Here is a 24,363-nt window from a genome sequence, read left to right on the forward strand (position 1 = left end):
CGTCGTGCTCAGGAATGGTCGTGACGGTCCGCCGCCAGCGATCCGTCGAGTTGGTACACAAGCCCACGGGGGGCGAACTCGGTCTGCGCATGCCCTTGGAAATAGCCGGGAACGACCCTTTCCGTCAGGCGTGAACCAAAGCCGCGTCGATTCGGTTCCGAAACGGACGGACCGCCTTCCTCACGCCACTCGAAGGAAAAGCGCTCCCCCTCGCCCACGTCCCAGGAAACGGCGATGTGGCCGCCGTCGGCCGAAAGGGCTCCGTACTTCGTGGCGTTGGTCGCCAGTTCATGGATCGCGAGCGCGAGGCCGAGCGCGTGCCGGGCGTCGAGATCGACGCGTGGGCCCGCGAGGCGCAGGCGCGCAGGGTCGTCGACATGAGGCGCGATCGACGCCTCGACGATCGCCTTCACGTCGGACGCGGCCCAGTCCGTCGCTGTCAGCATGTCCTGCGCGCGCGCCAGCGCCTGGATCCGCGCCGACGCCATCGTAGCGGCTTCCTTCGGGTCGGTCGCGTTGCGCAGGCTTTGCGACACCACGGCCTGCACCATCGCAAGCGTGTTCTTCATGCGATGCGACAGCTCACGCTGCAGCACCCGCTGCTGGCGCTGCTGCGCCTGGCTTTCCTCCAGATGCAGCTTCTGCTGCGCGAGGAGTTGCTGGTTGATCGCACGCTCCGCCTCGAGCCGCCTGACCGCGCCATGCATCGCCTCGATCAACGCGATGTCGACACCGACGACGAACACATAGAAGGCCAGCGCGATAAGAACGGGCGTGCCGAGAGTGAAGCTGCCGAACGGGGGAATGAACCAGAACCAGGCCGATAGGCCGCAAGCGATGGCACAGACGAGACCCGGCCGCGGTCCCGCAAAGAACGCAGTGAGGATGACTGCCGGAAAGAACGTCAGGTACGGGAAGCCGGCCGGAAGGATATGGTCGAAGCCGAACCGCAGCCCCAAAGCCAGTCCGAACGCGACGCATGCAAGGCTCCAGGCGCTCAACGGGCTCGAGCGCACGCGCTTTGCCGCTTCGGATACCATGCGATGCCGGTCTCCCGCCTCTTCGTCGGGGCCCACTACCCGGTTCCGTGCCGAACTTCCACAACAACCCGCATAGCCGACGTCTTGTGTCCGGCGTTCGGCGGTCGGCGACACCGCTGGACGCCTCATTTTTCTACCAATATGATGGATTGAGGAACGCCATTCGTCGTCGAAGCGCGTTTCCTTGCCTAGCCTGATGCTCAGACCGACCGCTCGCCTCGTTTGGAGGCCTCCGGCAGTTGAAGGATCATGATGCCTCAAACGCCTGGATCGGAAATCGAGCTTTCCACCGAACTGCCTGGCCGAGGAGACGCTGCAAGGACGAGGGTATCCGGATGACGCATCATGTGATCATCGTCGGCGGCGGTGCGAGCGGCGTCCTGCTGGCCGCGCATTTCCTGCGACAGGCCAATCGGACCGACGTCACGATCGTCGAGCCGCGCTCGGGCATCGGCGAGGGTCTCGCCTATTCGACGAAGGATCCCTGTCATCTCCTCAACACGCGCGCGGCGAACATGAGCGCCTTCGACGACGACCCCCAGCACTTCTGGCGCTGGCTGGTCGAGAGCGGGGCGGCGACGGCCTGCGAACTCGAGGGAGCGTTCAGCTTCGCGCCGCGAAGTCGGTATCGCGATTATCTCGTCGACCTCGTCCGTCATTGGCTGCCCGGCAGCGGCGACGGGCGCCTGCGGGTGCTGCGCGACACCTGCATCGCGCTGGCGCAGACGCATCGCGGCGTGAGTGCCACGCTGGCGAGCGGCCTCAGCCTCACCGCCGATCGCGCGGTTCTGGCGATCGGTCACGCCGTCCCTGTCGGCCCCTCCCCCTACGATCCCGCCTGGTCTTCGCCGGAAGATCTGCGGATCGGGCCGGACGAGGACATCCTGGTCCTTGGCGCTGGCCTGTCGATGATCGACAAGCTCGCCTCGCTCCATGCGCGCGGCCATCGCGGCCGGATCACCGCCCTGTCGCGTCGGGCGCTCCTGCCGCGCGTCCATGCCGTCACCGCGCCGTTCCACCTCGATCCCGCTGATATCCCGCTCGGCACCGGGCCCGGCTACTTCCTTCGCTGGCTGAGGCGGACCGTGCGCTGGGCCGAGAGCGAGGGGCGTGACTGGCGCGAGGTCATGGATGCGGTGCGCCCGCATGCCAGTGCCATCTGGTCCGCCATGCCCGCCTCGGGCCGCGCTCGCTTCCTGCGCCACGGCCGGACGATGTGGGACGTCCATCGCCACCGGATGCCGCCCGCTCTCGCCGACCTGACGCATGAAGCGCTGTCGAGCGGCCTCCTCCGGCTTGTCGCCGGTCGGCTGGTGGACGAGCACGTGGACGGGGACCGCCACCACGTGCGCATTCGTCATCGCCGCGGCGACCATCGAACGCTGGTCGTCGACCGGATCATCGACTGCACCGGTATTAGGCGGCGACCGGACGCCGATGGAACCGGCCTCGTCGCACAGCTGATCGATAGCGGCATCGCGAGAACGGACCCCCTCGGCCTCGGGCTCGACGTCGCGGCCAACTGTGGGCTGGTCGATCGCTCCGGTACGGCATCCGGCCGGATTTTTGCGCTCGGTCCCGTCACAAAAGCACGTTTCTGGGAGATCACGGCGATACCGGACATTCGGGCACAGGCACGTCGCCTGGCGGCCGAGCTCGCCTAGCGCCCGCGCATCCGTCCGACGCGTCAAACGTCCTCAGACACTCTCGTCGATCAGACGAGGATCCACCGAGCGGATATCCTGGAAGGCAAGACCGACGAGGTTTTCCATCGCCTGACGGGCCGCCTCGGGATTCCCGGCAGCGATCGCCGCAAGGACCTTGGCGTGCTCGGGGACCGGATCACGCGGCATCCGCCCGTCGCGCGCCTTGAATAGGGTGGTCCAGCGCACCGCGGCGGCGATGCCGCTTGCCAACGTGCCAAGAGCCTCGTTGCGCGTCGCCCGCAGGATAGTCTCGTGGAACAGGCGGTCCGCATTGCGCCCTTCCTCGACGCCAAGGCCGTGCCGTCCCATGAGTTCCAGCGCTGCCCGCAGTTCCGCGATGTCGGCGCGCGTGTGGCGCTGCGCCGCCAACGCGGCGGCGGACGGCTCGACGATCTGCCGCAGTTCAAAGAGCTCGCGCACGAAGGCGGGCGTCGGCGGCCCGTTCTCGAAGATCCAGCGCAGGATGTCGGGGTCGAGGAAATTCCAGTTGCTGCGGGCGTTGACGCGCGTTCCGGCTTTCGGCCGGCTGCTGACGAGCCCTTTCGCCGCCAGAATGCGCACCGCCTCGCGATAGGCCGTGCGCGACACGCTAAGCCGTTCGCTGAAGTCGACCTCGTTGGCGAGAAGGTCGCCCGGCGCATAGGCGCCCGTCAGGATCGCGGTGCCGATCTCCTGCGCGATCGAGCCATGCAATCGCTGCGAGCGCCCCCTCGGCACTGCGCGTTCCGCTCGTTCGGTCTCGCTCACCGGCACTCGCACTCAGCTCCACAACGGGACGAATCGTCCGCCCAGCGATATGATCCATCCCCAAACCGCGAGTGGACCGCGAGTTGAACGACTTGGCAAGCCGGAGGACAGCTGCACAACCGATCCAGCGTAGCGTATTTCGAAACCTGTTGCCTTGACGGTGCGGGGGGGCCAAAGAAACGAAGCCGCGCTGCGATCGCCGGCCGCGACCAGGAACGAGAATGATCGAAGACAACCAGGCAGCTGCCGGAATTCATGCTTCGGACGAAATACGGCTCGACGCGTCCCGCGGTCTTGCGATCCTGATCGTCGGAATGCACCGCAGCGGCACCTCGGCGCTCGCCGGCATGATGATGCGGCTCGGCATCGACGTTCCCGGCGACCTGATCCCACCAGCCTTCGACAATCCGAAGGGTTTCTTCGAGAACCGCCGCTTCGTCGAATTCGATGATCGGCTGCTCGGGGAACTCGGCTATCTCTATGACGACGCCGTCAGCATTCCGCACGCCGCATTTGCGGTCGCCAGAGATGCTGGCGCGGTGGAGCGTCTGCGCCGGCTGGCGACGCTCGAGCTCGGTGAGGCCGAGTCCGTCCTCGTCAAGGATCCACGCATCTGCCGGCTTCTGCCGCTCTGGATCCCGGCGGTCGAGGCGACGGGCCGGGTGGTCGCGACCATTCACCCGCTGCGCCACCCGATGGAAGTCGCGCAGTCGCTGCAGAAGCGCAACGAGTTTCCGCTGGAGCAAGGCCTTCTTCTCTGGCTTTCGCATGTGCTGGCAGCCGAGCGCGACTCGCGCGGGCGCCCCCGCTCCTTCCTGATGTACGATGCCGTGATGCAGGACTGGCGTTCGGCCGCAAGCCGGATCGCCTCCGACATCGGCATCGAATGGCCCCGGTTCTTCGACGAGGCCGCCGACGACATCGACGATTTCCTGTCCGGCGACATGCGCCATCACACAGCGCCCGAACGCATCGAGGCCGCTCCGGGCTCGCTGGAACGGCTGGTCGGGGACGTCTGGGACGCGCTCGCCGCCTTGATTGAGGAGCCCGCCTCGCCCCAGGCGATCGCCCGCCTCGACGCGGCTTCGGAGACGCTGGCCGCGGCCGAAAACCTGTTCCGCGGCTATGTGAAGGGTACCAATCGGCTCCTTGAGGCGCGCTACGATCGGATCGATTCGCTCGAGCAGCACGCCGCCCACATGGATCATGTGGTCGAGAGCCAGGCGAACGAGGCCGCACACCGGCTCGACGTCGAACGGGCCGAGACGGAACGCTGGCGCATCCATGCCGGCTTCCTGACCGAAGAGCGGGATGCGCTCGAACGGATGGGCCAGCAGCTTCGCGACGAGCGCGACCAGTTGTACTCCGCATGGCAGGCGACCCAGCAGAGCCTGCAGGCCGTCCTCGTTTCGTTCAGCTGGCGCGCCGGCGCGCCGCTGCGCCGCATGGCCGATCGGGTTTCGCCCGCCGCGCGCGCGCGCATCCGCTCTTCCGTCCGTCCAGCCGTACGGCTCCTGCGCGGCATCGCCAGTCCGCGCCGGCCGGCCCCACCCGCGATCGAGCGCGGCTCGGTCCTGCCGGAGGCCGCCGAGACGGGGGCGATCGAGGGTCCGATCCGCTCCTACTCCGAGGACGATCTGCGCACCGCCGAGGCGATCCTGCGCAGTCCCTATTTCGATGTGGCCTATTATGCCCGCGAGGCGGGCATCGGCCTCACCGGCCTCGACGCGGCGCTGCACTACGTGACGGTCGGCGAAGCCGCGCGTCGACGGCCGTCCTCCCGTTTCGACCCCCGCTTCTATGCACTGCGCTATCCTGACCTCGCGGAAGCGGTTCCGAACCTTCTGGCGCACTACGTGCTGCATGGCGCAACCGAGGGCCGCGCGGGCAGCTCGGCCGCCGCGTCGATGACCTTCCCCGAGGCGCATTTCGATCCAGCGCGCCGCACGGTCCTCGTCATTGCTCACGAGGCCTCGCGCACCGGCGCGCCGATCCTCGCCTGGAACATCGCCGACCGTTTTCACCGCACGCACAACGTCGTGACGCTGCTGATGGCGGGGGGCGAGTTCGAGGAAACCTTCGCGCGCGCGGCCGACATGGCACTCGGCCCGGTCGGACGGCCCGCCTGCTTCGATCCGTTCGAAGCCGAGGCGGTGGTCGAAGAGATCGTCCGGCATTACCGGATCGACTTTGCGATCGCCAACAGCGTCGAGACCCGCCACTTCGCCGTGGCGCTCGAGCGCGCTGGCGTCCCCGTGATCGCCCTCGTCCACGAATTCTCGACCTACTATCGCCCGCCCGGCATGCTGCACGATCTCTACGAGACGGTGTCGCGGCTCGTCTTCCCGGCGCGCGTCGTCCACGAGGTCTCGCGGCTGGAATACGAGGCCGTGCGCAAGCGCGCCTGCGACATCGTTCCGCAGGGGCCCTCCGAGGTGCCCAAGGTCGCGAGCGCGAAGGCCAAGAACGCCGTCAACGATGCAAAGCTTCCCGGCATCCTCCGCCCGCCCGGCTTCGAGGACGCCTTCCTCGTGCTCGGCATGGGAACCGTGCAGCAGCGCAAGGGCGTCGATCTCTTCGTCGCCGCCGCGCTGGCCGCCCGCAACGCCGCCCCGGACCGCAAATTCCGCTTCCTCTGGATCGGCCACGGCTACAAGCCCGCCGAGGACTTAAACTTCTCGGTCTACGTTCAGGCGCAAATCGAGCTGTCCGGTCTCGAGGACTGCCTCGACATCATCGACAACGTGGCGGACCTCGAGCCGGTCTACGAGCGGATGGACGCGCTGCTCCTGCCCTCGCGTCTCGATCCTCTGCCCAATGTCTCGATCGACGCGGCGCTGCGCGGCGTGCCGGTGGTCTGCTTCGACGGCGCGACCGGCATGTCCGACATCCTGGTCGAAGGCGAGGCCGCCCGCTCGCTCGTCGTGCCTCATCTCGACACGCATCTGGCCGGCGTCGAGATCGCGAAGCTGGCGACCGACCGCGCGCATTACGAGGCGGTGTCGGCGGATCTGACCGCCATCGCCCGGCGGACCTTCGACATGAACGTCTATGTCCAAAAGCTCGCCGATCTCGGGGAAGCGGCGATCGCCGGCGCGAGGGACGAGGCGCGCGATCGCGAGGCGATCGCGGCTGAGCCCGACCTCTTCGACCGCGACTTCTTCACCGGCGAGGTGCTGACGACGCTCGACCGCGAGGCGGCGATCGCGCACTACGTCGCCGCGTCCGCCCGCCGGACACGCGGCGCGGCGCCCGAATCCTACGCCTATTCCCGCCGTCCGCTGCCCGGCTTCAACCCTTTGCGCTTCGAGGCGGACCACCCGGGCCTCCAGCGCGATCCGCTGGCGGAATATGCCGCGCTCGGACGCCCCGCAGGCCCTTGGTCGCATCCCGTCATCCGCGCGGATGCTCCGGCGGAAGCCGCGCCCACTCGCCTCAAGGTCGCGCTTCACGGCCACTTCCACTATCCCGAACTTCTGCCGGAGTTCCTGAAGCGGCTCTCGGCCAACATGCTCGCCTGCGACCTCTTCCTCACCACCGATACGCCCGAAGCGCTCGCGGCCCTGCGCGGCGCGAGCCACGGCTATCGCAAAGGTCGCGTCGAGCTTCTGGAAGTGCCGAACCGGGGACGCGACATCGCCCCCTTCCTCACCGCCCTCGGCCGCAGCACGCTCGGGGAATACGATCTCGTCGGGCATCTGCACGGCAAGCGCAGCCTCCACACGCAGGACGTCGACGCGACCTATGGCGAGCGCTGGCGCACCTTCCTGTGGGAGCACCTCCTCGGCGGCGCCCACCCGATGGCCGATCGCGTCGCGGCAGCCTTTGCTCGCGACGCGCGGCTGGGTCTCGTCTTCCCGGAAGACCCCAACCTCGTCGGCTGGGACGGCAGCCGGAAGGCGGCGGAGGATCTCGCATCGCGGATGGGCGTCGCCCTGCCCCTGCCCCATGCGTTCGACTTCCCGAACGGTACGATGTTCTGGGCCCGGCCGGCCGCGCTGGAGCCGCTCTTCAAGCTCGGCCTGAGCGTCGAGGACTACCCGTCGGAGCCGCTGCCGAAGGACGGAACGCTGCTGCACGCGCTGGAGCGCCTCCTGCCCTTCGCGGCGGAAAAGGCGGGCTACACGATCGCGACGACGCTCGTGCCGGGCTCGGTGCGCTAGGACGATTGGGAGATGAGGGTTCCTCGATGATCGGCATCTTCGGCGCCAACGGCTTCATCGGCCGGCATCTCGTGCGGCGGCTCGCCGGCGGGCCGGAGCGCGTGCGCGCCGTCTCGCGCCACATCGATCCGGCCTTCGCCGCTTCGCTTCCCACCGATGTCGAGATCGTCCAAGCCGATCTCGGCGATGAACTGGCGATGGCCTCGGCGCTGACCGACCTGCGCGTCGTGGTGCAGCTCATCTCGACCTCGTCGCCCGGCCTGCAGAACCGCTATGCCGTCAGCGACATCCGCGACAACGTGCTGCCGCAGGTCGCCTTCCTGGAAGCCTGCCTGGCGGCGAAGATCGAGCGCTACGTGTTCCTGTCGTCGGGCGGCACGGTCTACGGCCAGCCGCAGACGTTGCCGATCCCGGAGACGCACGAGGCCCGGCCGCTCTCCTCCCACGGCATGACGAAGCTCGTGGTGGAGCAGTACATCGGCATGTACGGCCGGCTGCACGATCTTGATTCGGTGATCCTGCGCGTCGCCAACCCGTTCGGCCCCGGCCAGACCTTCCGCAAGGGACAGGGGCTGATTCCCGCCCTTCTACAGCGCCATGCGCAGGGGCTACCCGTGCGCATCATCAACGGCGGTCAGGCGATCCGCGACTTCCTCTATATCGACGATCTCGCGGACGCCGTGGCGCTGAGCCTCACCGCCCCGGGCGCGGCCGGCCGTACGATCAACATCGGCTCGGGCGAAGGCCGGCGAATCGTGGACGTGATCGAGGCGGTGGAAAGCGTGCTCGGCGAACGCTTCGCCCGCGAGGACGGCGGCACGCGCAATTCGGACGTCGACGCCAACGTCCTCGACATCACGCTTGCGGGTCAGCTCCTCGGCTGGCGGCCGAAGACGCCGTTCATGGACGGGTTGCGGCTGACGCTGCGAGACTGATCAGCGACCGAACCAGCTCCGGCGCTTCTCCGTCGTGCCGGCGAGTTGGGCCCGCAGTTCCTCGTTCTCGGCGCGCAGCCGGTCGATCTCGGCCTGGAGATCCCGCTTGACCGGCGGCCCCTCGAAGGCCGTGTCCTCGTGCAGCGCGCCGGAGGCGGACGCGTGCGAGGCGTCGAACGGCTGGAATGCCAGGTTCGGCCGCGGGGTGCGCTCGCGCAGGACGTCAGCCGAGGCGATCGAGGTCATGCCGCGATAGGCGGCGCCCCAGTGCGAGACATCGACGCCGCTGAGCTCGGCGAAGGCCTCGATCTCGTACTGGAACAGGCGATACAGGAACTCGCCGTCGCGCTGGTCGAACTCGTAGCCGTAGTCGTGGGCGAAGGCGGTGTTTTCGCGCAGGGGCTTCGGGGCTGCTGCCGGCGCGTCGAGTTCCAGGAAACTCCAGATGCGGGCAAGCGTCTCCTCGACGCGCTGTTCCAACGCGCGCGTCTCGAGGACGAGCACCTGCTCACGCGGGAAATGGGCGAACACGCGGCGGAGCTGGTTCGCGTAGAAGCCGCGCTCGACATAGGAGAAGACTCGGTGGAAGCCGGGCGCGGTCGGGTCGCTGGCGACGCGCGAGCGGCCGGAGCGGATCGCTTCCGGAAACGACAGCGTCTCGCGTCCGTGGAAGTACTCCATCTTCCAGTGCGAATAGGCGCGCTCGATCGGGTCGCGATAGATCAGGACGAGGCGCGTCGCGGGATTGTAGGCCGCGAGCCGCTCGATGGCGTTCGGCCAGTAGCAGTAGACAGGCGTCGCATCCGCGAGATAGCGCGGCAGAACGCCCTCCATCGCGACGAGGTTGGCGAAGCGCCCGGGGTAGGCGTCGTTCAGGTCGTAGTCGGGATCGGCGAAGCGATCCTTGTCGCTTGCGACGTGCAGTTCCTTCGTATCGCCGAAGGCGATCAGCGGATGGTTGCGCAGATGTTGCGAGATCGTCGTCGTCCCGCCCTTCTGGACGCCGCCGACGATGAGATTGACCTTGGCCACGATGAGAACCCGCCGTCCGCCTGCAGAAACGAAGAAGGCCGCACGAGGCGGCCTTCCCGATGGTCAGTCGATCGAAGCCGATCAGCCGACGATGTTGGCAGCCGAGAAATCGGCGGTCGTGACGCCGGTCAGGACGACCGAGGCGTCAACCGTGCCGTCGCCGTTCGTGTCGGCGAACAGAACGGTCGTGGCGGTGCCGTTGACCGTGACGTTCTCGTACAGAGCGTACGTGACCGAACCATTGAACGCGTTGTTAGCCTGCGTCACAGCGGCGTCGAACGAGATCGCCGAACCGAACGACTGCTCGACGTAGTTGATGCCGTTGCCGGCCGTCGAACCGAAGTCGATCACGTTGTTGGTGCCGGCCGTGAAGTCCACGATCACGTCGCCCGTAGCCGAAACCGGAGCGTCGCCAGCGTTGAACACGAACGTGTTCGTGCCCGCACCGCCGGTCAGGTTGTCGTTGCCAGCGCCACCGGTGATGGTGTCGTTGCCCGCGCCGCCGATCAGCGTGTCGTTACCGTTGTCGCCGTTCAGCGTGATGGCAACAGTCGACAGCGAGGCGTCGACGGAGTCGTCACCGCGACCGCCGAAGATCACGTTCTCGCCCGTCGCCGAAGCCGACACGGTGATGACGTCCGCACCGACGTTGCCGTTCACAACGTTGTTGCCGGTGCCCGAGATCGTGATCGTGTCGACACCGTCGCCGCCAAGGATCGTGTTGTTGCCCGTGGCAGCAGCATCGATCGTGAACGTGTCGTCGCCGAGATCGCCCGACAGCGTGTTGTTGCCGGTGCCGGTAACGGTGAACGTGTCGGCATCCTGACCACCGAACACGGTGTTGTTGCCGTTACCGCTGATGACGAACACATCAGCGCCCTGATTGCCGCTCAGCAGGTTCGCCGAGTTGCCCGAGACGGTGAACGTATCAACACCCTCGCCGCCGAACACGCTGCTCGTGCCGGACGACGTGGCAATGTTGAAGGTGTCGGTCCCGAGGTCGCCCGACAGGAAGTGCGAACCGGTGCCCGACACGTTGAAGGTGTCGGTGTCCTGACCGCCGTACACGGTGTTGGAACCGGTACCCGTGATCGCGAAGGTGTCGTTGCCGACGTTGCCGTTGGCGAAGGAACCAACGTCGCCACCGAGGTTGATGGTGTCGCCGCCCATGCCACCGAAGATGGAGCCAGCACCGTCGGCGTCGACGGTGATGACGTCGGCGCCCATGCCGCCCGACACGTATGCGCCGGTCGCGCTCACGGTGTAGGTGTCGATGCCATCAAAGCCGAAGGCAGCCGAATTGGCGGCTCCGAGCGTCTCGGTGTTCGCGAGATTCGTGCCGACGTAAAGCTGCGAACCGTCAGCGAAGATGTAGTCGTTCACGGTCGTGCCGGTCGTGCCGAGAACGACGGTGCGGCCAGCACCCACCAGCGTGGTCGTCGAAGCACCGAGCGCAACGGCGATCGCGGACGCGCTGACGTTCGTGAAGAGCAGGTTGTCGGTAGCCGGATTGAACGCCGCCGCTTCAGCTGCGGTGATCGTTTCGTAATTGTAGACTGCCACGGTGGAATCTCCGTCCAAGCGGTTTGATCAAAGCTCCCAGGTCCCGGTGAGGCCGAGATAGGCCTCTCTCAGGCCGACCAAGCGATGTCGCCACCGCACAGGCCCAGAACCTTGAAACTGCTTAACCGGGTAGCAGACGGTCTTGGGTAAGGCAACGCGCAATGATTAAACTTTAGAGGACCAAACAGCAGGCGGCTCAAAGCGTGTGGCGCGGCCGCCACAACTACGGGCGTCGCAGATTTTTTCTGCTGCGGGTGGAACCATTTAACGGTTTCTCAATACAGTGCACGATCCGCCCTACAAACGCGATCAAATCGCGAACAAGGACGGCTCCATGGCGCTTCTCACCTGCCAGTCAAGGACGCGCTCGCGGAGGCGCCCGATCGCGGACGAAGCATTCTCGAAACCAGATCGCTCGCCGCGTGCGGATTTCACGTCGCTCCAGCCATCCGCCTCGCTGATCCAATCACGAGCTCCCCGGTTTCGGACCGCAACCGAAACGCATGCGGGACGTAGGAAATGCGCGCGTTTGGTTGTATGGTCCGGGCGCGACGCCGAGCGCCTACCGGGACTGCCCTCATGATGCCGTGATTGGCTGATGGGAGCGGGATCCGGCTTGCGGGCGTCGTTCGTGTTCCGCAGCGTTCCGTCCGCAAAGGCGATCCATGCAGCCCAACGTCAACCTCGCGCCCGAAATGCGCGATGCGCTCCGCGCCGGTGCCAAGCCCATGGCCTTCGCCGCGCTGTTCTCCTTCGGATCGAACCTCCTGTTCCTGGCGATGCCGCTCTACATGACGCAGGTCTACAGCCGCGTCATCACCTCGCATTCGGAAGCGACGCTGATCTACCTGTCGATCGCGGTGATCATGGCCTTCGTCGTGATGATCGCGCTCGAGGAACTGCGCGGGCGCATCCTCATCGGCATCGGCTCGATGATCGACCGCAAGATGGCGCCGCGCCTGCTCGACGCCGTCGTGAACGCCGGGCTCCGCGCCGGGCGCCCGGCCCGCGCTTCGGCGCTGCGCGACCTCGACACGTTCCGCCAGGGCATCGCCGGCAACGTCACCAACACGATCCTCGACACGCCCTGGGCGCCGATCTTCCTGATCGTCATCACCATGATCGACTGGCGCCTCGGCATGGCCGCGACGGTCGGCGCGATTCTCCTGTTCGGGCTCGCGCTCCTCAATGAATACGTGACGAAGCCGGCACTGAAGGAGGCCAACATCGCCGGCCAGCGCTCCTACGCGGCGACCGATTCGGGCCTGCGCAACGCCGAAGTCATCTACGCGATGGGCATGCTGCCGGGCCTGACCAACCGCTGGAACCGCGACCGCCTCGCCATGCTCGCCTCGCAGGAGGAGGCGTCGGAGCGCGGCGGGTCGGTGCAGGCGGCGATCCGCTTCCTCAACAACTTCCTGCAGGTCTCGATGCTCGCCGGCGGCGCGCTGCTGGTGATCGAGGGCCTTGCCGGCCCCGGCATCATGTTCGCGGCCGTGATGCTGGTGTCGAAGGCGCTGGCCCCGGTGCAGCGCGCGGTCGGCTCGTGGAGCACCATCGTCAACACGCGCCAGAGCTTTGAGCGCCTGAACGCCCTCCTCCTCGAGTTCCCGGCCGCCGAGCGCGGCATGGAACTGCCGCGTCCCGCCGGCAAGCTGTCGGTCGAAGGCTGCTTCTACGCCTTTCCGGGCACGAACAAGGCACTCCTGAAGAACCTCAACTTCGCGCTGGAGCCGGGCGACTGCCTCGGCCTCATCGGCCCGTCGGGCGCCGGCAAGAGCTCGCTCGCTCGCCTCCTGATCGGTGTGCAGCGTCCGACCTCCGGCTCGGTCCGCCTCGACGGTGCCGAGATGCACTCCTGGGGCCGCGACCATATCGGCCGCCACATCGGCTACCTGCCGCAGGACGTCGAACTCTTCTCGGGCACCGTCCGCGAGAACATCGCGCGTTTCGCGCCGCAGCCGGACGACGCCGCCGTGCTCGCCGCCGCCAGAATGGCCGGTTGCCACGACCTGATCCTGCGCCTGCCGGACGGCTACGACACCGAACTCGGCGAAGGCGGTGCGATGCTCTCGGTCGGCCAGCGCCAGCGCGTCGCGCTCGCACGCGCCGTCTACGGCAACCCGTCCTTCGTGGTGCTGGACGAGCCCAACGCCTCGCTCGATTCGGATGGCGAGCAGGCGCTGCTCGCCGCAATCGTCGCGCTCCGCCGTATCGGCTCGACCGTGGTGGTCATCTCGCATCGCATGTCGGCGCTGAACTACTCCAACAAGATCCTGCTCCTGCGCGACGGCATGGTGGAGCGCTTCGGCCCGCGCGACGAGGTGCTCGCCCGCGTCGTCGCCCCGGCTCCGGCTCCGGCGACGCAGCAGCCCCAGCCGCAGCCAGCGGTGGCCGCTGCACCGGAGCCGAAGGCCATCCCGGCCTCGTCCTGACCCTGAAGCTTCGAGAGATAGACCCATGTCCGTGATCGCCTTCAGGAAGAAGCCCGACGACGAGCAGCCCGCGCAGCCGGGCGAGGTGCCCAAGCTCGCCAAGCCCGGCGGGGACGACGGGGCTTACGAGTTCAACCTTCGACGCCCGATCCTTCTGGGTTCCGTGATCGTCGGCGTCTTCATCGTCGGCATCGGCACCTGGGCGGCCTTCGCGCCGCTTTCGGGCGCGGTGCTGGCGGGCGGCGTCGTCAAGGTCGAGGACAGCCGCAAGGTCGTGAAGAACCGCGACGGCGGCATCGTGAAGTCGGTGATGGTGCGCGACGGCCAGCATGTGCAGGCCGGCGACGTTCTCCTGCGCATGGACGACGTGCAGGCGCGCTCGGCCTACGAGGTCTACGACAACCAGCTCATGAACCTCCTCGCCCGCCGCGCTCGCTTCACCGCGGAAAGCAAGGGCGACGAGGAGATCACCTTCCCGCCGGAGGTGCTCGAGCGGCGCGACGATCCGGCGATCGAGCAGTTGATCACCGATCAGACCACCCTGTTCCAGACCCGCAAGATGGGCCTGGAGACGCAGGTCGAGATCCTGCAGCAGCGCCGCCAGCAGCTCGAAACCCGCATCAGCGGATACCAGATCCAGATCAACTCGATCGACCGCCAGCAGGAGCTGATCGAGGAGGAGAAGAAGGGCGTCGCCTCGCTGCTGGCCAAGGGCCTCGCGCCCAAGACGCAGGTTCTGGCGCTCGAGCGCGCCTCCGTCGATCTCGGCGGCCAGACCGGATCCTTGAAGTCGCAGATCGCCGAGGCCCGGGAGACACAGGGCGAGGCGGAGATGCAGATGAACCGGCTGAAGCAGGACCGTCTGACGGAAGCCAACGAGGGCATCAGCAACGTCCAGTCCGAGATGGCCAACATTGTGCCGCGCCTCCAGTCGGCCAAGGCAACGCTGGCGCTGACTGAGGTCCGCGCGCCCGTGACCGGCACCGTGCTCGGTCTCACGCAGTTCACCGACGGCGGCGTGCTTGGCCCCGGCGAGCGCATCCTCGATCTCGTGCCGGAAAACACGCAGCTCATCATCGAGGCGATGATCCAGCCGCAGGACATCGCCAAGGTCGAGCCCGACATGAACGCGATGGTGAAGCTCACGGCCTACAATCAGAGCACCACGCCATCGGTCAACGGACGAATCCTGCGCGTGTCGCCGGACCGGCTGACGACCGAGAACGGCACGGCCTACTTCAAGGCCGACGTCGAGGTGGCCCCGAGCGCCCTCGCCCACCTGTCGCACGACATCCGCCTTTATCCCGGCATGCCGGCCGAGGTCATCATCCCGACGGGCGAGCGCACGGCGCTGGACTACATCCTCGCGCCGATCACGCGCTCGATGGATCGCGCCTTCCGCGAGGAATAGAGCCAATCCGGCGGCGCGCTTCGGTGCGCCGCCTCTCGCCGTCCCGATCGTCGCCGCGTGACGGGATGCCGTCCCGTTTCCATGCCGCGTAGATCATGATCCAGAACAAGACGCTTCTCTTCATCCATCAGAACTTTCCCGGCCAGTTTCTCCACCTGTGCCGGGCCTTGGCCCAGCACAACCGGGTCTTCTTCATCACTAAGCCGACCAAGAACCGCCTCGCAGGCGTCCGGCTGGTGGAATACACGCCGCACCGCGCGCCGAATCCGCAGATCCACAACTACCTGCGCACCACCGAGGACGCGATCCTCCACGGTCAGGCGGTGGCGCGGCTTCTCCTGCAGATGCAGAAGGAGAATGTGCGCCCGGACATCATCATCGGGCACAGCGGCTGGGGCGAGACGCAGTTCGTCAAGGACATCTTTCCCGACGTTCCGCTGCTGAGCTACATCGAGTTCTACTACAGCGCGACGGGCGCCGACGTCGGCTTCGACCCCGAGTTCCCGAGCCAGACCGAACTGAAGTTCCAATTGCGCTGCCGCAACCAGGTCATTCTGTCCGCTCTCGAATCGACCGATCTCGGCCTGTCGCCGACGCGCTGGCAGCACAGCCGCATCCCGTCCGTCTTCCAGCCCAAGGTGAAGGTGATCCACGACGGGGTGGATACCGACCAGATCGGGCCCGCCAAGGCGCCGTCCATCACGCTTGAGGGGCGCACCTACGACAAGTCGGCGCCTGTCGTCACCTATGTTGCACGCAACATCGAGCCCTATCGCGGCTCGCATATCTTCATGCGCGCGATCAACCGCATCCTCGCCAAGGCGCCGGACGCGCGGATCGTAATCGTTGGCGGCGACGGCGTGTCCTATGGGGCCCGTTTGCCAGAGGGCGAGACCTACAAGGCACGCTTCCTCAAGGAGAACCCGGTCGACGAGACGCGCGTGCACTTCGTCGGGCGCGTCGAGTACGAGGACTTCAAGACGCTGCTGCAGGTGTCTGCGGCCCACGTCTATTTGACCTATCCGTTCGTCCTGTCCTGGTCGATGCTGGAATCGATGGCGAGCGAGTGCCTGCTCATCGGATCGCGCACCGCGCCGGTCGAGGAGGTCGTGCGACACGGCGAGAACGGGCTGCTCGTCGACTTCTTCGATCCGCAGGAGCTCGCCGACACGGTGGTCGAGGCGCTGCGCCAGCCGGAAAAGTATCGCGAGATGCGCCGCGAGGCACGCCGGACGATCGTTCGCGACTACGAGCTGAAGCGGGTCTGTCTGCCCGCACAGCTCAACCTGATCGGCCGGATGCTCGGCTGATCAGCTCGCCAGCGGAATCGGCGCGGGCGCTATCGCTTCGCCGAGGCCGAGCCGGTTGCGGATCGCGCCGCTCGACGACACGAGCCCCTCGATCGTGTAGTTGCCGAGCGTCGAGAGAAAGGCGTCGAGCGCGCTGCGGAGCGCGGCGTTCAGGGCGCAGCTGTCGATCAGCGGGCAATCCACCGCGCCGGTCTCGAAGCATTCGGCCATCGCGAAGCTTTCTTCCGTCGTCTCCACCACTTCGCGAAGGGTGATCGCGGCGGCAGGACGCGCCAGCCGGATGCCGCCGTTGCGGCCGCGGACGGTCTCGACGAAGCCCGCCTCCACCAGCGGCTGAAGGATCTTGAAGAGGAAGAGTTCCGACACGTTGTAGGCTGCCGCGACGTCGCCGACGCGGCTCAGCCGCTCGGTGTTGACCGCGCAGTACATCAGGAGTCGAATGGCGTAGTTCGTCTGGCGCGTGAGCCGCATCAAGTCCTCCCTCGGGCGGGCTGCCGAGCAGATGATGTTTCCTTAGAACAATTCCAAGCGCATGGGAAATGCGGCGGCATCGTGCATGGTTGTCGCAGAATTGTCGCTTTTCCACGCCCGTGCGCTATGGGCGCGTTGGCGAAAGCTTTTCGAGTTGCTAAGAAATTCGCCATGCATGAGGGATGTGCGACGGAGCGTTGACGCTCGCCGCCCGAAGCGGCTCGAATCAACGAGGCTCCATGGAATACTTCCTGCAACAATTGATCAACGGCGTGACGCTGGGATCGATCTACGGATTGATCGCCATCGGCTACACGATGGTCTACGGCATCATCGGCATGATCAACTTCGCCCATGGCGAGGTCTTCATGATCGGCTCGTTCATCGCGCTGACGACGTTCCTCGTGCTGATCTCGATGGGCGTGACGTTCCTGCCGATCGTGCTGCTTCTGATGATCGTCGTGGCGATGCTGTTCACCGCCCTTTGGGGCTGGTCGATCGAGCGGATCGCCTACCGTCCGCTTCGCGGCTCGTTCCGCCTTGCGCCGCTGATCACCGCCATCGGCATGTCGATCTTCCTGCAGAACTTCGTGCAGGTGTCGCAGGGGGCCCGCGTGAAGCCGCTGCCGCCGCAAATCCAGGGCGCGGTGCAGGTCATTCCGGGCGTTCAAATCTCCTACATGCAGATCACGATCATCATCGTGACGCTGGTGCTGATGACGGTGTTCTCGCTTCTCATCGCGCGCACGCCGCTCGGTCGCCAGCAGCGCGCCTGCGAGCAGGATTCCAAGATGGCCGCGCTTCTCGGCGTCAACGTCGACCGGACGATCTCGCTGACCTTCGTGATGGGCGCATCGCTCGCGGCGGTCGCCGGCACGATGTACCTCCTCTATTACGGCGTCATCGACTTCTACATCGGCTTCCTCGCCGGGGTTAAGGCCTTCACCGCGGCCGTTCTCGGCGGCATCGGCTCGCTGCCGGGCGCCATGCTCGGCGGCCTCGCGATCGGTCTCATCGAAACCTTCTGGTCGGGCTATTTCTCGGTCGAGTACAAGGACGTCGCCGCCTTCTCGATCCTCGCGATCGTCCTGATCTTCCTGCCCTCCGGCCTTCTCGGCCGGCCTGAAGTGGAGAAGGTCTGATCATGGCCGGTCCTCAGACCCCGTCCACGACCACGCCCGAGGGCGCGCAGATCGAAGAGGAGATGCGTCGCGACGCCATGCGCGGCGTACCGCCGGCGGCTGAAGCGCCGCCCTCCGGGCCGAGCTTTGCCGTCGCGCTGCGCGAGGCGCTCGTCACCGCCGCGATCGTCGGCGCGCTGACGTTGTTCTTCCTTCTGATGCGCACGGACATCGCGCCGGGCGGCCTCGTCCTGTCGGTGCGCTGGGACATCTGGTTCATCGCGATCGCGCTCGCCTTCGGCGTACGCCTCGTCCTCAGCCTCGTCCTCTTCCAGCGCAAGGAAAAGGGCACGGGCTCGGCCAAGGCCGGCAAGACCGTCTCCACCAAGGGGGCCGGCCTTGGCCGCTTCCTCGGCGTCGGGCTCCTCGGCCTCGCGCTGGTGCTACCGTTCCTCATCCGGGTCGTGGCGCCGTCGAGCGACCGCTACCTGATCGATCTCGCGATCCTGATCCTGACCTATGTCATGCTCGGCTGGGGCCTGAACATCGTGGTCGGCCTCGCGGGCCTTCTCGACCTCGGCTATGTCGCGTTCTATGCGGTCGGCGCCTACTCCTTCGCGCTCCTCGCCATCAACTTCGACCTCGGTTTCTGGGTCTGCCTGCCGATGGCGGGGCTCTTCGCCGCGCTCTGGGGCATCGTGCTCGGCTTCCCGGTGCTGCGCCTGCGGGGCGACTACCTCGCCATCGTGACGCTCGCCTTCGGCGAGATCATCCGCGTGGTGCTCCTCAACTGGTACCAGGTGACGGGCGGCCCGAACGGTCTTCTCGGCATTCCGCGTCCGACCCTCTTCGGCCTCGACTTCGGCCGCGGCGAAGGGTCATTCTCGGACTACTTCGGCATCCAGTACGACGGCATCCACCGCTTCATCTTCCTTTACTACATCATCCTGGCGCTCGCGCTTCTGACCAACTTCGTGACGCTGCGCATGCGCCGCATGCCGGTCGGCCGGGCCTGGGAAGCGCTGCGCGAGGACGAGATCGCCTGCCGGGCGCTCGGCATCAACACGACCAACGTCAAGCTGACGGCGTTCGCGACGGGCGCCATGTTCGGCGGCTTCGCAGGCTCGTTCTTCGCCACGCGCCAGGGCTTCATCTCGCCGGAAAGCTTCACGTTCCTCGAATCGGCGATCATCCTCGCCATCGTGGTGCTCGGCGGCCTCGGCTCGCAGATCGGTGTCGTGATCGCCTCGATCGTGATGATCGGCGGCATCGAACTCCTGCGTAATCTCGGCTTCCTGGAGGTCGTGTTCGGTGCGGGCTTCGATCCCACGCAGTACCGCATGCTGATCTTCGGCGTCGCCATGGTCGCCATCATGGTCTGGAAGCCGCGCGGGCTCGTGTCCTCCCGCCAGCCGTCGGCCGTCTACAAGGAACGCAAGGCGATCGGGGCCGACATGGTCGCTCAGGGCGAGGGGCACTGATCATGGCCATGACGACGGAAACGACGGGTCGCTGGATGCGCGACCCGGTGCTGACGGTCGAGCACCTGACCATGCGGTTCGGCGGGCTCGTCGCGATCAACGACCTGTCCTTCGAGGTCGGTCGCGGCGACATCACGGCCCTCATCGGCCCGAACGGCGCCGGCAAGACGACCGTGTTCAACTGCGTGACCGGGTTCTACAAGCCGACCGAGGGTCGCATCGCGCTCCGCCGCGGCACCGGCATCGGCCAGGACGAGGTCGTGGCGCTCACCCGCACCGGCGCCCAGAGCCGCAAGGTGTCGGGTGGCGAGGTGTTCCTGCTCGAGCGCATGAGCGACTTTCGCATCACGGAAGTCGCTGGCGTCGCGCGCACCTTCCAGAACATCCGCCTGTTCGGCGGCATGACGGTCTTCGAGAACCTTCTCGTCGCCCAGCACAACAAGCTGATGGCGGCGTCCGGCTTCACGGTCGGCGGCCTTCTCGGCCTGCCGGGCTACCGCCGCGCCAAGGAAGCCGCGCAGGACCGCGCGGTGGACTGGCTGAAGCGCACCGCCCTCCTCCACCGCGCCGACGATCCGGCGGCCGATCTTTCCTACGGCGACCAGCGCCGGCTGGAGATCGCGCGCGCCATGTGCACCGACCCGGTGCTCCTGTGCCTCGACGAGCCGGCCGCCGGCCTCAACCCGCGCGAATCGGCCGAGCTCAACACGCTGCTCCGCTCGCTGCGCGACGACTTCGGCGTGTCGATCCTTCTGATCGAGCACGACATGGGCGTCGTGATGGAGATTTCCGACCACGTCGTGGTGCTCGACTACGGCACCAAGATCTCGGACGGCACCGCCCATGCGGTCCGCAACGATCCGCGCGTGATCGCCGCCTATCTCGGCGTCGACGACGAGGAGGTCGAGGCGGTGGAAGCCAAGCTCGACCAGGGCGACATCGACGGCGCGGTCGCCACGGCCGGACTGCCGGGAGGAGCGGGCGCATGAGCGCGACGATGACTGCAACCCCTGCGGCGACGGCCACGGCCCGGCCGCTCCTGTCGATCCGCGGCGTCGAGACCTTCTACGGCAAGATCCAGGCGCTGAAGGGTGTCGATCTCGACGTCGGCGACGGCGAGATCGTCACGCTGATCGGCGCCAACGGCGCCGGCAAGTCGACGCTGATGATGACGATCTGCGGCAACCCGCGCGCCCGTTCGGGCCAGATCCTCTATCGCGGCGAGGACATCTCGCAGCTGCCGACCCACACGATCATGACCCGGCAGATCGCGCAGTCGCCCGAGGGGCGGCGCATCTTCGGCCGGATGACCGTGATGGAGAACCTCCAGATGGGCACGACGCTCGTCGGGCAGGAGCACTTCGACGACGACCTGCGCAAGGTGTTCGAGCTGTTCCCGCGCCTGAAAGAACGTGCCGGGCAGCGCGGCGGCACGCTGTCGGGCGGCGAGCAGCAGATGCTGGCGATCGGCCGCGCGCTGATGAGCCGGCCGAAGCTGCTCCTCCTCGACGAGCCCTCGCTCGGCCTCGCCCCCCTGATCGTCAAGCAGATCTTCGAGGCGGTGCGCGAGCTCAACCGCAACGAAGGCCTCACGGTCTTCCTCGTCGAGCAAAACGCCTTCCATGCACTCCGCCTCGCCCATCGCGGCTACGTGATGGTCAACGGCCGCATCACCATGAGCGGCACCGGGCGCGAGCTCCTGGCCCGTGAGGAAGTCCGCAGCGCCTATCTCGAGGGAGGGCATCACTGATGCAGAAGGAAATGGCCCTCCTCTGGGAGGTGACGTTCTTCGAGTTCCTGATCGTCACGGTCGTGATCGGCGGCGCGCTGGCCTATGCGATCGGACGCTCCACTGCGCGCTCGTGGAGCGGCTGGGGCCTGATGGTCTTCTACTGCTTGCTCCTCGCGGTCGCGATTCGCTTCCTGCACTTCAGCCTGTTCCACGGAACGTTCTTCCTGCCCGCGGCGACGTTGCCGACGGCCCTGCACTACGCTGTGATCGACTTTGCCGTGATTCTCGCCGTCGCATCGCTCGGTCGCGGTCGCACGCGAGCCGGCCAGATGGCGCGGCAGTACCGCTTCGAGAAGGCATAAAACTTGAGCATTCACCCGATTGTTGAAAAAAAGCGGCAGAAATAGGCGATCGGCTGAAAATGACTATTCCGCTCGGCAAGGGCTTGGTCTTTACTCCCATCGGGGACGAAACGCACGAACCCGCCGGACCGCCCATGACGATCCGGGAATCAACAGGGAAAACAGAACGATGATGAAAGCGCTTCTGGCCGGTGTGGCCCTCAACGTCGTGCTGGGCGGCGCCGCCTTCGCCGACATCACGATCGGCGTCGCGGGCCCGATGACGGGCCAGTACGCCACCTTCGGCGAGCAGCTGCGCGTCGGCGCCGAGCAGGCCGTCAAGGACATCAACGCCGCGGGCGGCGTGAACGGCGAGATGCTGAAGCTGTCGGTGGGCGACGACGCCTGCGATCCGAAGCAGGCCGTGGCGGTCGCCAACCAGTTCGCCTCGCAGGGCGTGCCCTTCGTGGCCGGCCACTTCTGCTCGGGCTCGTCGATCCCGGCCAGCCAAGTCTACTCGGAAGAGGGCATCGTCGAGATCTCGCCGGCCTCGACCAACCCGGACTACACCGACAAGCGCCCGTCGGACGGCATCTACCGCGTCTGCGGTCGTGACGACCAGCAGGGCGAGGTCGCCGGCGCTTACATCGCCGAGAACTTCAAGGATCAGAACGTGGCCGTGCTCGACGACAAGTCGGCCTACGGCAAGGGTCTTGCCGAGCAGACCGCCAAGGCGATGGAAGCCAACGGCAAGAAGCCGACGCTGACGGAGTCCTACTCGGCCGGCGAGAAGGACTACACCGCCCTCGTCTCCAAGCTGAAGCAGGCCGACGTCAAGCTCGTCTACATCGGCGGCTACCACACCGAGGCCGGCCTCATCGCCCGCCAGATGAAGGAACAGGGCGTCAGCGCCAAGATCATGTCGGGCGACGCGATCGTCACCGACGAGTACTGGGCGATCACCGGCGATGCCGGCGAAGGCACGCTGATGACCTTCTCGCCGGATCCGCGCAAGAACCCGACCGCCGCACCCGTCGTGCAGGCGATCGAGGGCTCGGGCAAGAGCGCCGAGGGTTACGCGCTCTACACCTACGCCGCGATTCAGGCCTGGGTCGAGGCGGCCAAGAAGGCCGGCGGGACCGAGTACGAAGACGTCGTCAAGGCGCTCGACTCCGAGACCTTCCCGACCGTGATCGGCGACCTGAAGTTCGACAGCAAGGGCGACGTCACCCTGCCGGGCTACGTCATCTACGAATGGAAGAACGGCAAGTACGACTACATCCAGACGGCCGCCGCGAAGTAAGCGACGCTGTCACCTGACAGACGGACGGCCCGGCATGGCGACATGCCGGGCCGTTCTCGTTTCCGCGGCCGGGCGCTTTGCTTGCTGCAGCCGACCGTACCCGCTCAAGCGACGACGATCTCGGGTCCCGCCTTCCGCAGCGGGGCGAGAAGCAGATCGGGAAGGTCCCGCTCGACGATGATCGATGAGATCTCGGCCAGCGGGACGATGCCGAAGGGCGACGCGGCGCCGAGCTTGTCGCGGGTCGCAAGGACGATCGTCTCGGCCGACTGGCGCACGATGAAGCGCTTGAGAGCGGCCTCCTCCGCTTGGCCCGTGCTGGCCCCGGCCTGCGCGTGGACGCCGGTGGCGCCCATGACGAAGAGGTCAGCGCGGATCCGGCCGAGGGTCTCGATACAGGCCGCGCCCATCGCCACGACCGAATGCTTGAACAGGCGGCCCCCGATCAGCTCGACCTCGATCCGTGGATGTCGCGCGAGTTCGACCGCAACGCTCGGACTGTGCGTGACGACGGTCGCCTCCAGGTCCGGCGGCAGCTGACGCGCGAGCTGGACATTGGTGGTCCCGCCATCGAGGAAGACGACCTGACCCGGCCGGACGAGCCGCGCCGCCGCGGCGCCGAGCCGCGCCTTCGCGTCCGTTTCGATCGTCTGCCGCACGCCGTATTCGGCCGTGGCCGGCGAGGCCGGCAGGGCGCCGCCGTGGACGCGCTGAAGAAGCCCCTCCCCCGCCATCTCCCGCAGGTCGCGCCGGATCGTGTCCTCCGACAGACCGAGCTGACGACTGAACTCCTTCGCGACGAGCCGTCCGTCGCGTCGCACGGTTTTCAGGATCAGCGCCTTGCGCTCGCTCGTCAGCATGGCTCACCTTGGTTGCACGAAGTATCTTGACTCTGCACGATCATGCACGAATGTTGGGCGTGTGCCAAGCGGCGTATTTCTCGCGCTGCCATTGAGGAAACGGTTTCATGAGCATCGCCGAGCGCATTCGCGTCGAAGACGTCACGGTCCTGTCGGACGACTGGTATGTCCTGAAGAAGACCGTCTTCTCCTACCGCCGCAGTGACGGGAGTTGGCAGCGACAGTCGCGCGAGACCTACGACCGCGGCAACGGCGCGACGATCCTGCTCTACGATCCGCAACGCCGCACGGTCATCCTGACGCGGCAGTTCCGCTACCCGGCCTTCGTGAACGGGCACGACGATCTCCTGATCGAAGCGCCGGCCGGCCTTCTCGACGACGCGACGCCGGAAGCACGCATCCGCGCGGAAACCGCCGAGGAAACCGGCTTTGCGATAGGCGAGGTCCGCCCGATCTTCGACGCCTTCATGAGCCCCGGTTCGGTGACCGAGCGGCTGCACTTCTTCGTCGCGGAATACGCGCCCCGCGACCGTGCGTCCGCCGGCGGCGGCAATGCCGACGAGGGCGAGGACATCGATGTCCTCGAACTCGGCATCAATGAGGCGCTCGGCATGATCGCTTCCGGCGCGATCCGCGACGGAAAGACGATCATGCTGCTGCAGTATGCAGCCCTGCACCTCCTGCGCGCCTGATCAGCCGCAGGAGGTGCTTC

19 protein-coding genes are annotated in these 24,363 nt (G+C 66.8%); 13 read left to right on the plus strand and 6 right to left on the minus strand.

From position 1 onward, the window contains the following. Window positions 1-8: 8 nt before the first annotated feature. The gene (locus tag BM175_RS00790) at window positions 9-1,076 is read right to left on the minus strand and encodes a sensor histidine kinase (protein ID WP_175526715.1); all 1,068 of its coding nucleotides are present in this window, start codon (window positions 1,074-1,076) and stop codon (window positions 9-11) included. 299 nt (window positions 1,077-1,375) lie between these two features. Between BM175_RS00790 and BM175_RS00795 the strand changes: the two genes are divergently transcribed. Then, window positions 1,376-2,704 carry an FAD/NAD(P)-binding protein gene (locus tag BM175_RS00795; RefSeq protein ID WP_090958069.1) on the plus strand — a complete coding sequence of 443 codons (1,329 nt, stop codon included), beginning with the start codon at window positions 1,376-1,378 and terminating at the stop codon, window positions 2,702-2,704. A 33-nt stretch (window positions 2,705-2,737) separates the two neighbouring features. Here the strand turns inward: BM175_RS00795 and BM175_RS00800 are convergent, their stop codons facing one another. Next, entirely contained in the window at window positions 2,738-3,493 is a 756-nt protein-coding gene (locus BM175_RS00800) for a FadR/GntR family transcriptional regulator (protein WP_244545812.1), read from the minus strand. Between the two features lie 221 nt (window positions 3,494-3,714). Between BM175_RS00800 and BM175_RS00805 the strand changes: the two genes are divergently transcribed. Together BM175_RS00805 and BM175_RS00810 are read left to right on the plus strand one after the other, a co-directional pair. Then, window positions 3,715-7,656: a rhamnan synthesis F family protein gene (locus BM175_RS00805; protein WP_090958072.1), complete on the plus strand. Its 3,942-nt coding sequence runs from the start codon at window positions 3,715-3,717 to the stop codon at window positions 7,654-7,656. Window positions 7,657-7,682: 26 nt separating this feature from the next. After that, a complete protein-coding gene (locus BM175_RS00810) occupies window positions 7,683-8,591 on the plus strand; it encodes an NAD-dependent epimerase/dehydratase family protein (RefSeq protein ID WP_090958074.1) in 909 nt (302 codons plus the stop codon). Here BM175_RS00810 and BM175_RS00815 read toward each other — a convergent pair whose 3' ends face one another. Further along, window positions 8,592-9,623, minus strand: a complete 1,032-nt coding sequence (locus BM175_RS00815) for a sulfotransferase domain-containing protein (protein ID WP_090958075.1) — start codon at window positions 9,621-9,623, stop codon at window positions 8,592-8,594. A gap of 81 nt (window positions 9,624-9,704) precedes the next feature. Further along, window positions 9,705-11,186, minus strand: coding sequence for a beta strand repeat-containing protein (locus BM175_RS00820; RefSeq protein WP_090958077.1), 1,482 nt, complete (start codon window positions 11,184-11,186; stop codon window positions 9,705-9,707). A gap of 665 nt (window positions 11,187-11,851) precedes the next feature. Between BM175_RS00820 and BM175_RS00825 the strand changes: the two genes are divergently transcribed. From BM175_RS00825 to BM175_RS00835, 3 genes are all read left to right on the plus strand, one after another. After that, complete coding sequence (locus BM175_RS00825) at window positions 11,852-13,621, plus strand: type I secretion system permease/ATPase (protein WP_244545813.1); 1,770 nt, start codon at window positions 11,852-11,854, stop codon at window positions 13,619-13,621. Between the two features lie 25 nt (window positions 13,622-13,646). Further along, window positions 13,647-15,032, plus strand: coding sequence for an HlyD family type I secretion periplasmic adaptor subunit (locus BM175_RS00830; RefSeq protein ID WP_090958079.1), 1,386 nt, complete (start codon window positions 13,647-13,649; stop codon window positions 15,030-15,032). A gap of 95 nt (window positions 15,033-15,127) precedes the next feature. Next, window positions 15,128-16,342 carry a glycosyltransferase family 4 protein gene (locus BM175_RS00835; protein WP_090958081.1) on the plus strand — a complete coding sequence of 405 codons (1,215 nt, stop codon included), beginning with the start codon at window positions 15,128-15,130 and terminating at the stop codon, window positions 16,340-16,342. Here the strand turns inward: BM175_RS00835 and rirA are convergent, their stop codons facing one another. Continuing rightward, window positions 16,343-16,813, minus strand: coding sequence for an iron-responsive transcriptional regulator RirA (rirA, locus tag BM175_RS00840; RefSeq protein ID WP_090958083.1), 471 nt, complete (start codon window positions 16,811-16,813; stop codon window positions 16,343-16,345). It lies immediately after the preceding gene. Between the two features lie 239 nt (window positions 16,814-17,052). Here rirA and BM175_RS00845 point away from each other — a divergent pair, with 239 nt between their 5' ends. From BM175_RS00845 to BM175_RS00870, 6 genes are all read left to right on the plus strand, one after another. Beyond that, window positions 17,053-17,955 carry an ABC transporter permease subunit gene (locus BM175_RS00845; RefSeq protein WP_090958085.1) on the plus strand — a complete coding sequence of 301 codons (903 nt, stop codon included), beginning with the start codon at window positions 17,053-17,055 and terminating at the stop codon, window positions 17,953-17,955. 2 nt (window positions 17,956-17,957) lie between these two features. Continuing rightward, window positions 17,958-19,415 carry a high-affinity branched-chain amino acid ABC transporter permease LivM gene (gene livM / locus BM175_RS00850; RefSeq protein ID WP_425285250.1) on the plus strand — a complete coding sequence of 486 codons (1,458 nt, stop codon included), beginning with the start codon at window positions 17,958-17,960 and terminating at the stop codon, window positions 19,413-19,415. Window positions 19,416-19,417: 2 nt separating this feature from the next. Next, window positions 19,418-20,404, plus strand: a complete 987-nt coding sequence (locus BM175_RS00855; protein WP_090958087.1) for an ABC transporter ATP-binding protein — start codon at window positions 19,418-19,420, stop codon at window positions 20,402-20,404. After that, the gene (locus BM175_RS00860) at window positions 20,401-21,165 is read left to right on the plus strand and encodes an ABC transporter ATP-binding protein (RefSeq protein ID WP_090958089.1); all 765 of its coding nucleotides are present in this window, start codon (window positions 20,401-20,403) and stop codon (window positions 21,163-21,165) included. The genes BM175_RS00855 and BM175_RS00860 overlap by 4 nt, the downstream gene beginning before the upstream one ends. Next, window positions 21,165-21,509: a DUF6867 family protein gene (locus tag BM175_RS00865; RefSeq protein WP_090958091.1), complete on the plus strand. Its 345-nt coding sequence runs from the start codon at window positions 21,165-21,167 to the stop codon at window positions 21,507-21,509. Before BM175_RS00860 ends, BM175_RS00865 begins: the two co-directional genes overlap by 1 nt. A gap of 169 nt (window positions 21,510-21,678) precedes the next feature. Continuing rightward, the gene (locus BM175_RS00870; RefSeq protein ID WP_090958093.1) at window positions 21,679-22,791 is read left to right on the plus strand and encodes a branched-chain amino acid ABC transporter substrate-binding protein; all 1,113 of its coding nucleotides are present in this window, start codon (window positions 21,679-21,681) and stop codon (window positions 22,789-22,791) included. A 104-nt stretch (window positions 22,792-22,895) separates the two neighbouring features. On the opposite strand, the gene BM175_RS00875 is transcribed toward BM175_RS00870, so the two are convergent. Further along, window positions 22,896-23,651: a DeoR/GlpR family DNA-binding transcription regulator gene (locus tag BM175_RS00875; RefSeq protein ID WP_090958095.1), complete on the minus strand. Its 756-nt coding sequence runs from the start codon at window positions 23,649-23,651 to the stop codon at window positions 22,896-22,898. Window positions 23,652-23,758: 107 nt separating this feature from the next. Between BM175_RS00875 and BM175_RS00880 the strand changes: the two genes are divergently transcribed. After that, complete coding sequence (locus BM175_RS00880) at window positions 23,759-24,343, plus strand: NUDIX domain-containing protein (RefSeq protein ID WP_090958096.1); 585 nt, start codon at window positions 23,759-23,761, stop codon at window positions 24,341-24,343. The last annotated feature ends 20 nt before the right edge of the window (window positions 24,344-24,363 follow it).

Source organism: Aureimonas phyllosphaerae, from assembly GCF_900113065.1.
Classification (GTDB): Bacteria; Pseudomonadota; Alphaproteobacteria; order Rhizobiales; family Rhizobiaceae; genus Aureimonas; species Aureimonas phyllosphaerae.

Excerpts from the sequence above, each read along its gene's own strand:
- BM175_RS00795 (WP_090958069.1), top strand. The coding sequence starts at position 1,376 with ATGACGCATCATGTGATCATCGTCGGCGGCGGTGCGAGCGGCGTCCTG.
- BM175_RS00805 (WP_090958072.1), top strand. The coding sequence starts at position 3,715 with ATGATCGAAGACAACCAGGCAGCTGCCGGAATTCATGCTTCGGACGAA.
- BM175_RS00810 (WP_090958074.1), top strand. The coding sequence starts at position 7,683 with ATGATCGGCATCTTCGGCGCCAACGGCTTCATCGGCCGGCATCTCGTG.
- BM175_RS00825 (WP_244545813.1), top strand. The coding sequence starts at position 11,852 with ATGCAGCCCAACGTCAACCTCGCGCCCGAAATGCGCGATGCGCTCCGC.
- BM175_RS00830 (WP_090958079.1), top strand. The coding sequence starts at position 13,647 with ATGTCCGTGATCGCCTTCAGGAAGAAGCCCGACGACGAGCAGCCCGCG.
- BM175_RS00835 (WP_090958081.1), top strand. The coding sequence starts at position 15,128 with ATGATCCAGAACAAGACGCTTCTCTTCATCCATCAGAACTTTCCCGGC.
- rirA (WP_090958083.1), bottom strand. The coding sequence starts at position 16,813 with ATGCGGCTCACGCGCCAGACGAACTACGCCATTCGACTCCTGATGTAC.
- BM175_RS00845 (WP_090958085.1), top strand. The coding sequence starts at position 17,053 with ATGGAATACTTCCTGCAACAATTGATCAACGGCGTGACGCTGGGATCG.
- livM (WP_425285250.1), top strand. The coding sequence starts at position 17,958 with ATGGCCGGTCCTCAGACCCCGTCCACGACCACGCCCGAGGGCGCGCAG.
- BM175_RS00855 (WP_090958087.1), top strand. The coding sequence starts at position 19,418 with ATGGCCATGACGACGGAAACGACGGGTCGCTGGATGCGCGACCCGGTG.
- BM175_RS00860 (WP_090958089.1), top strand. The coding sequence starts at position 20,401 with ATGAGCGCGACGATGACTGCAACCCCTGCGGCGACGGCCACGGCCCGG.
- BM175_RS00865 (WP_090958091.1), top strand. The coding sequence starts at position 21,165 with ATGCAGAAGGAAATGGCCCTCCTCTGGGAGGTGACGTTCTTCGAGTTC.
- BM175_RS00870 (WP_090958093.1), top strand. The coding sequence starts at position 21,679 with ATGATGAAAGCGCTTCTGGCCGGTGTGGCCCTCAACGTCGTGCTGGGC.
- BM175_RS00875 (WP_090958095.1), bottom strand. The coding sequence starts at position 23,651 with ATGCTGACGAGCGAGCGCAAGGCGCTGATCCTGAAAACCGTGCGACGC.
- BM175_RS00880 (WP_090958096.1), top strand. The coding sequence starts at position 23,759 with ATGAGCATCGCCGAGCGCATTCGCGTCGAAGACGTCACGGTCCTGTCG.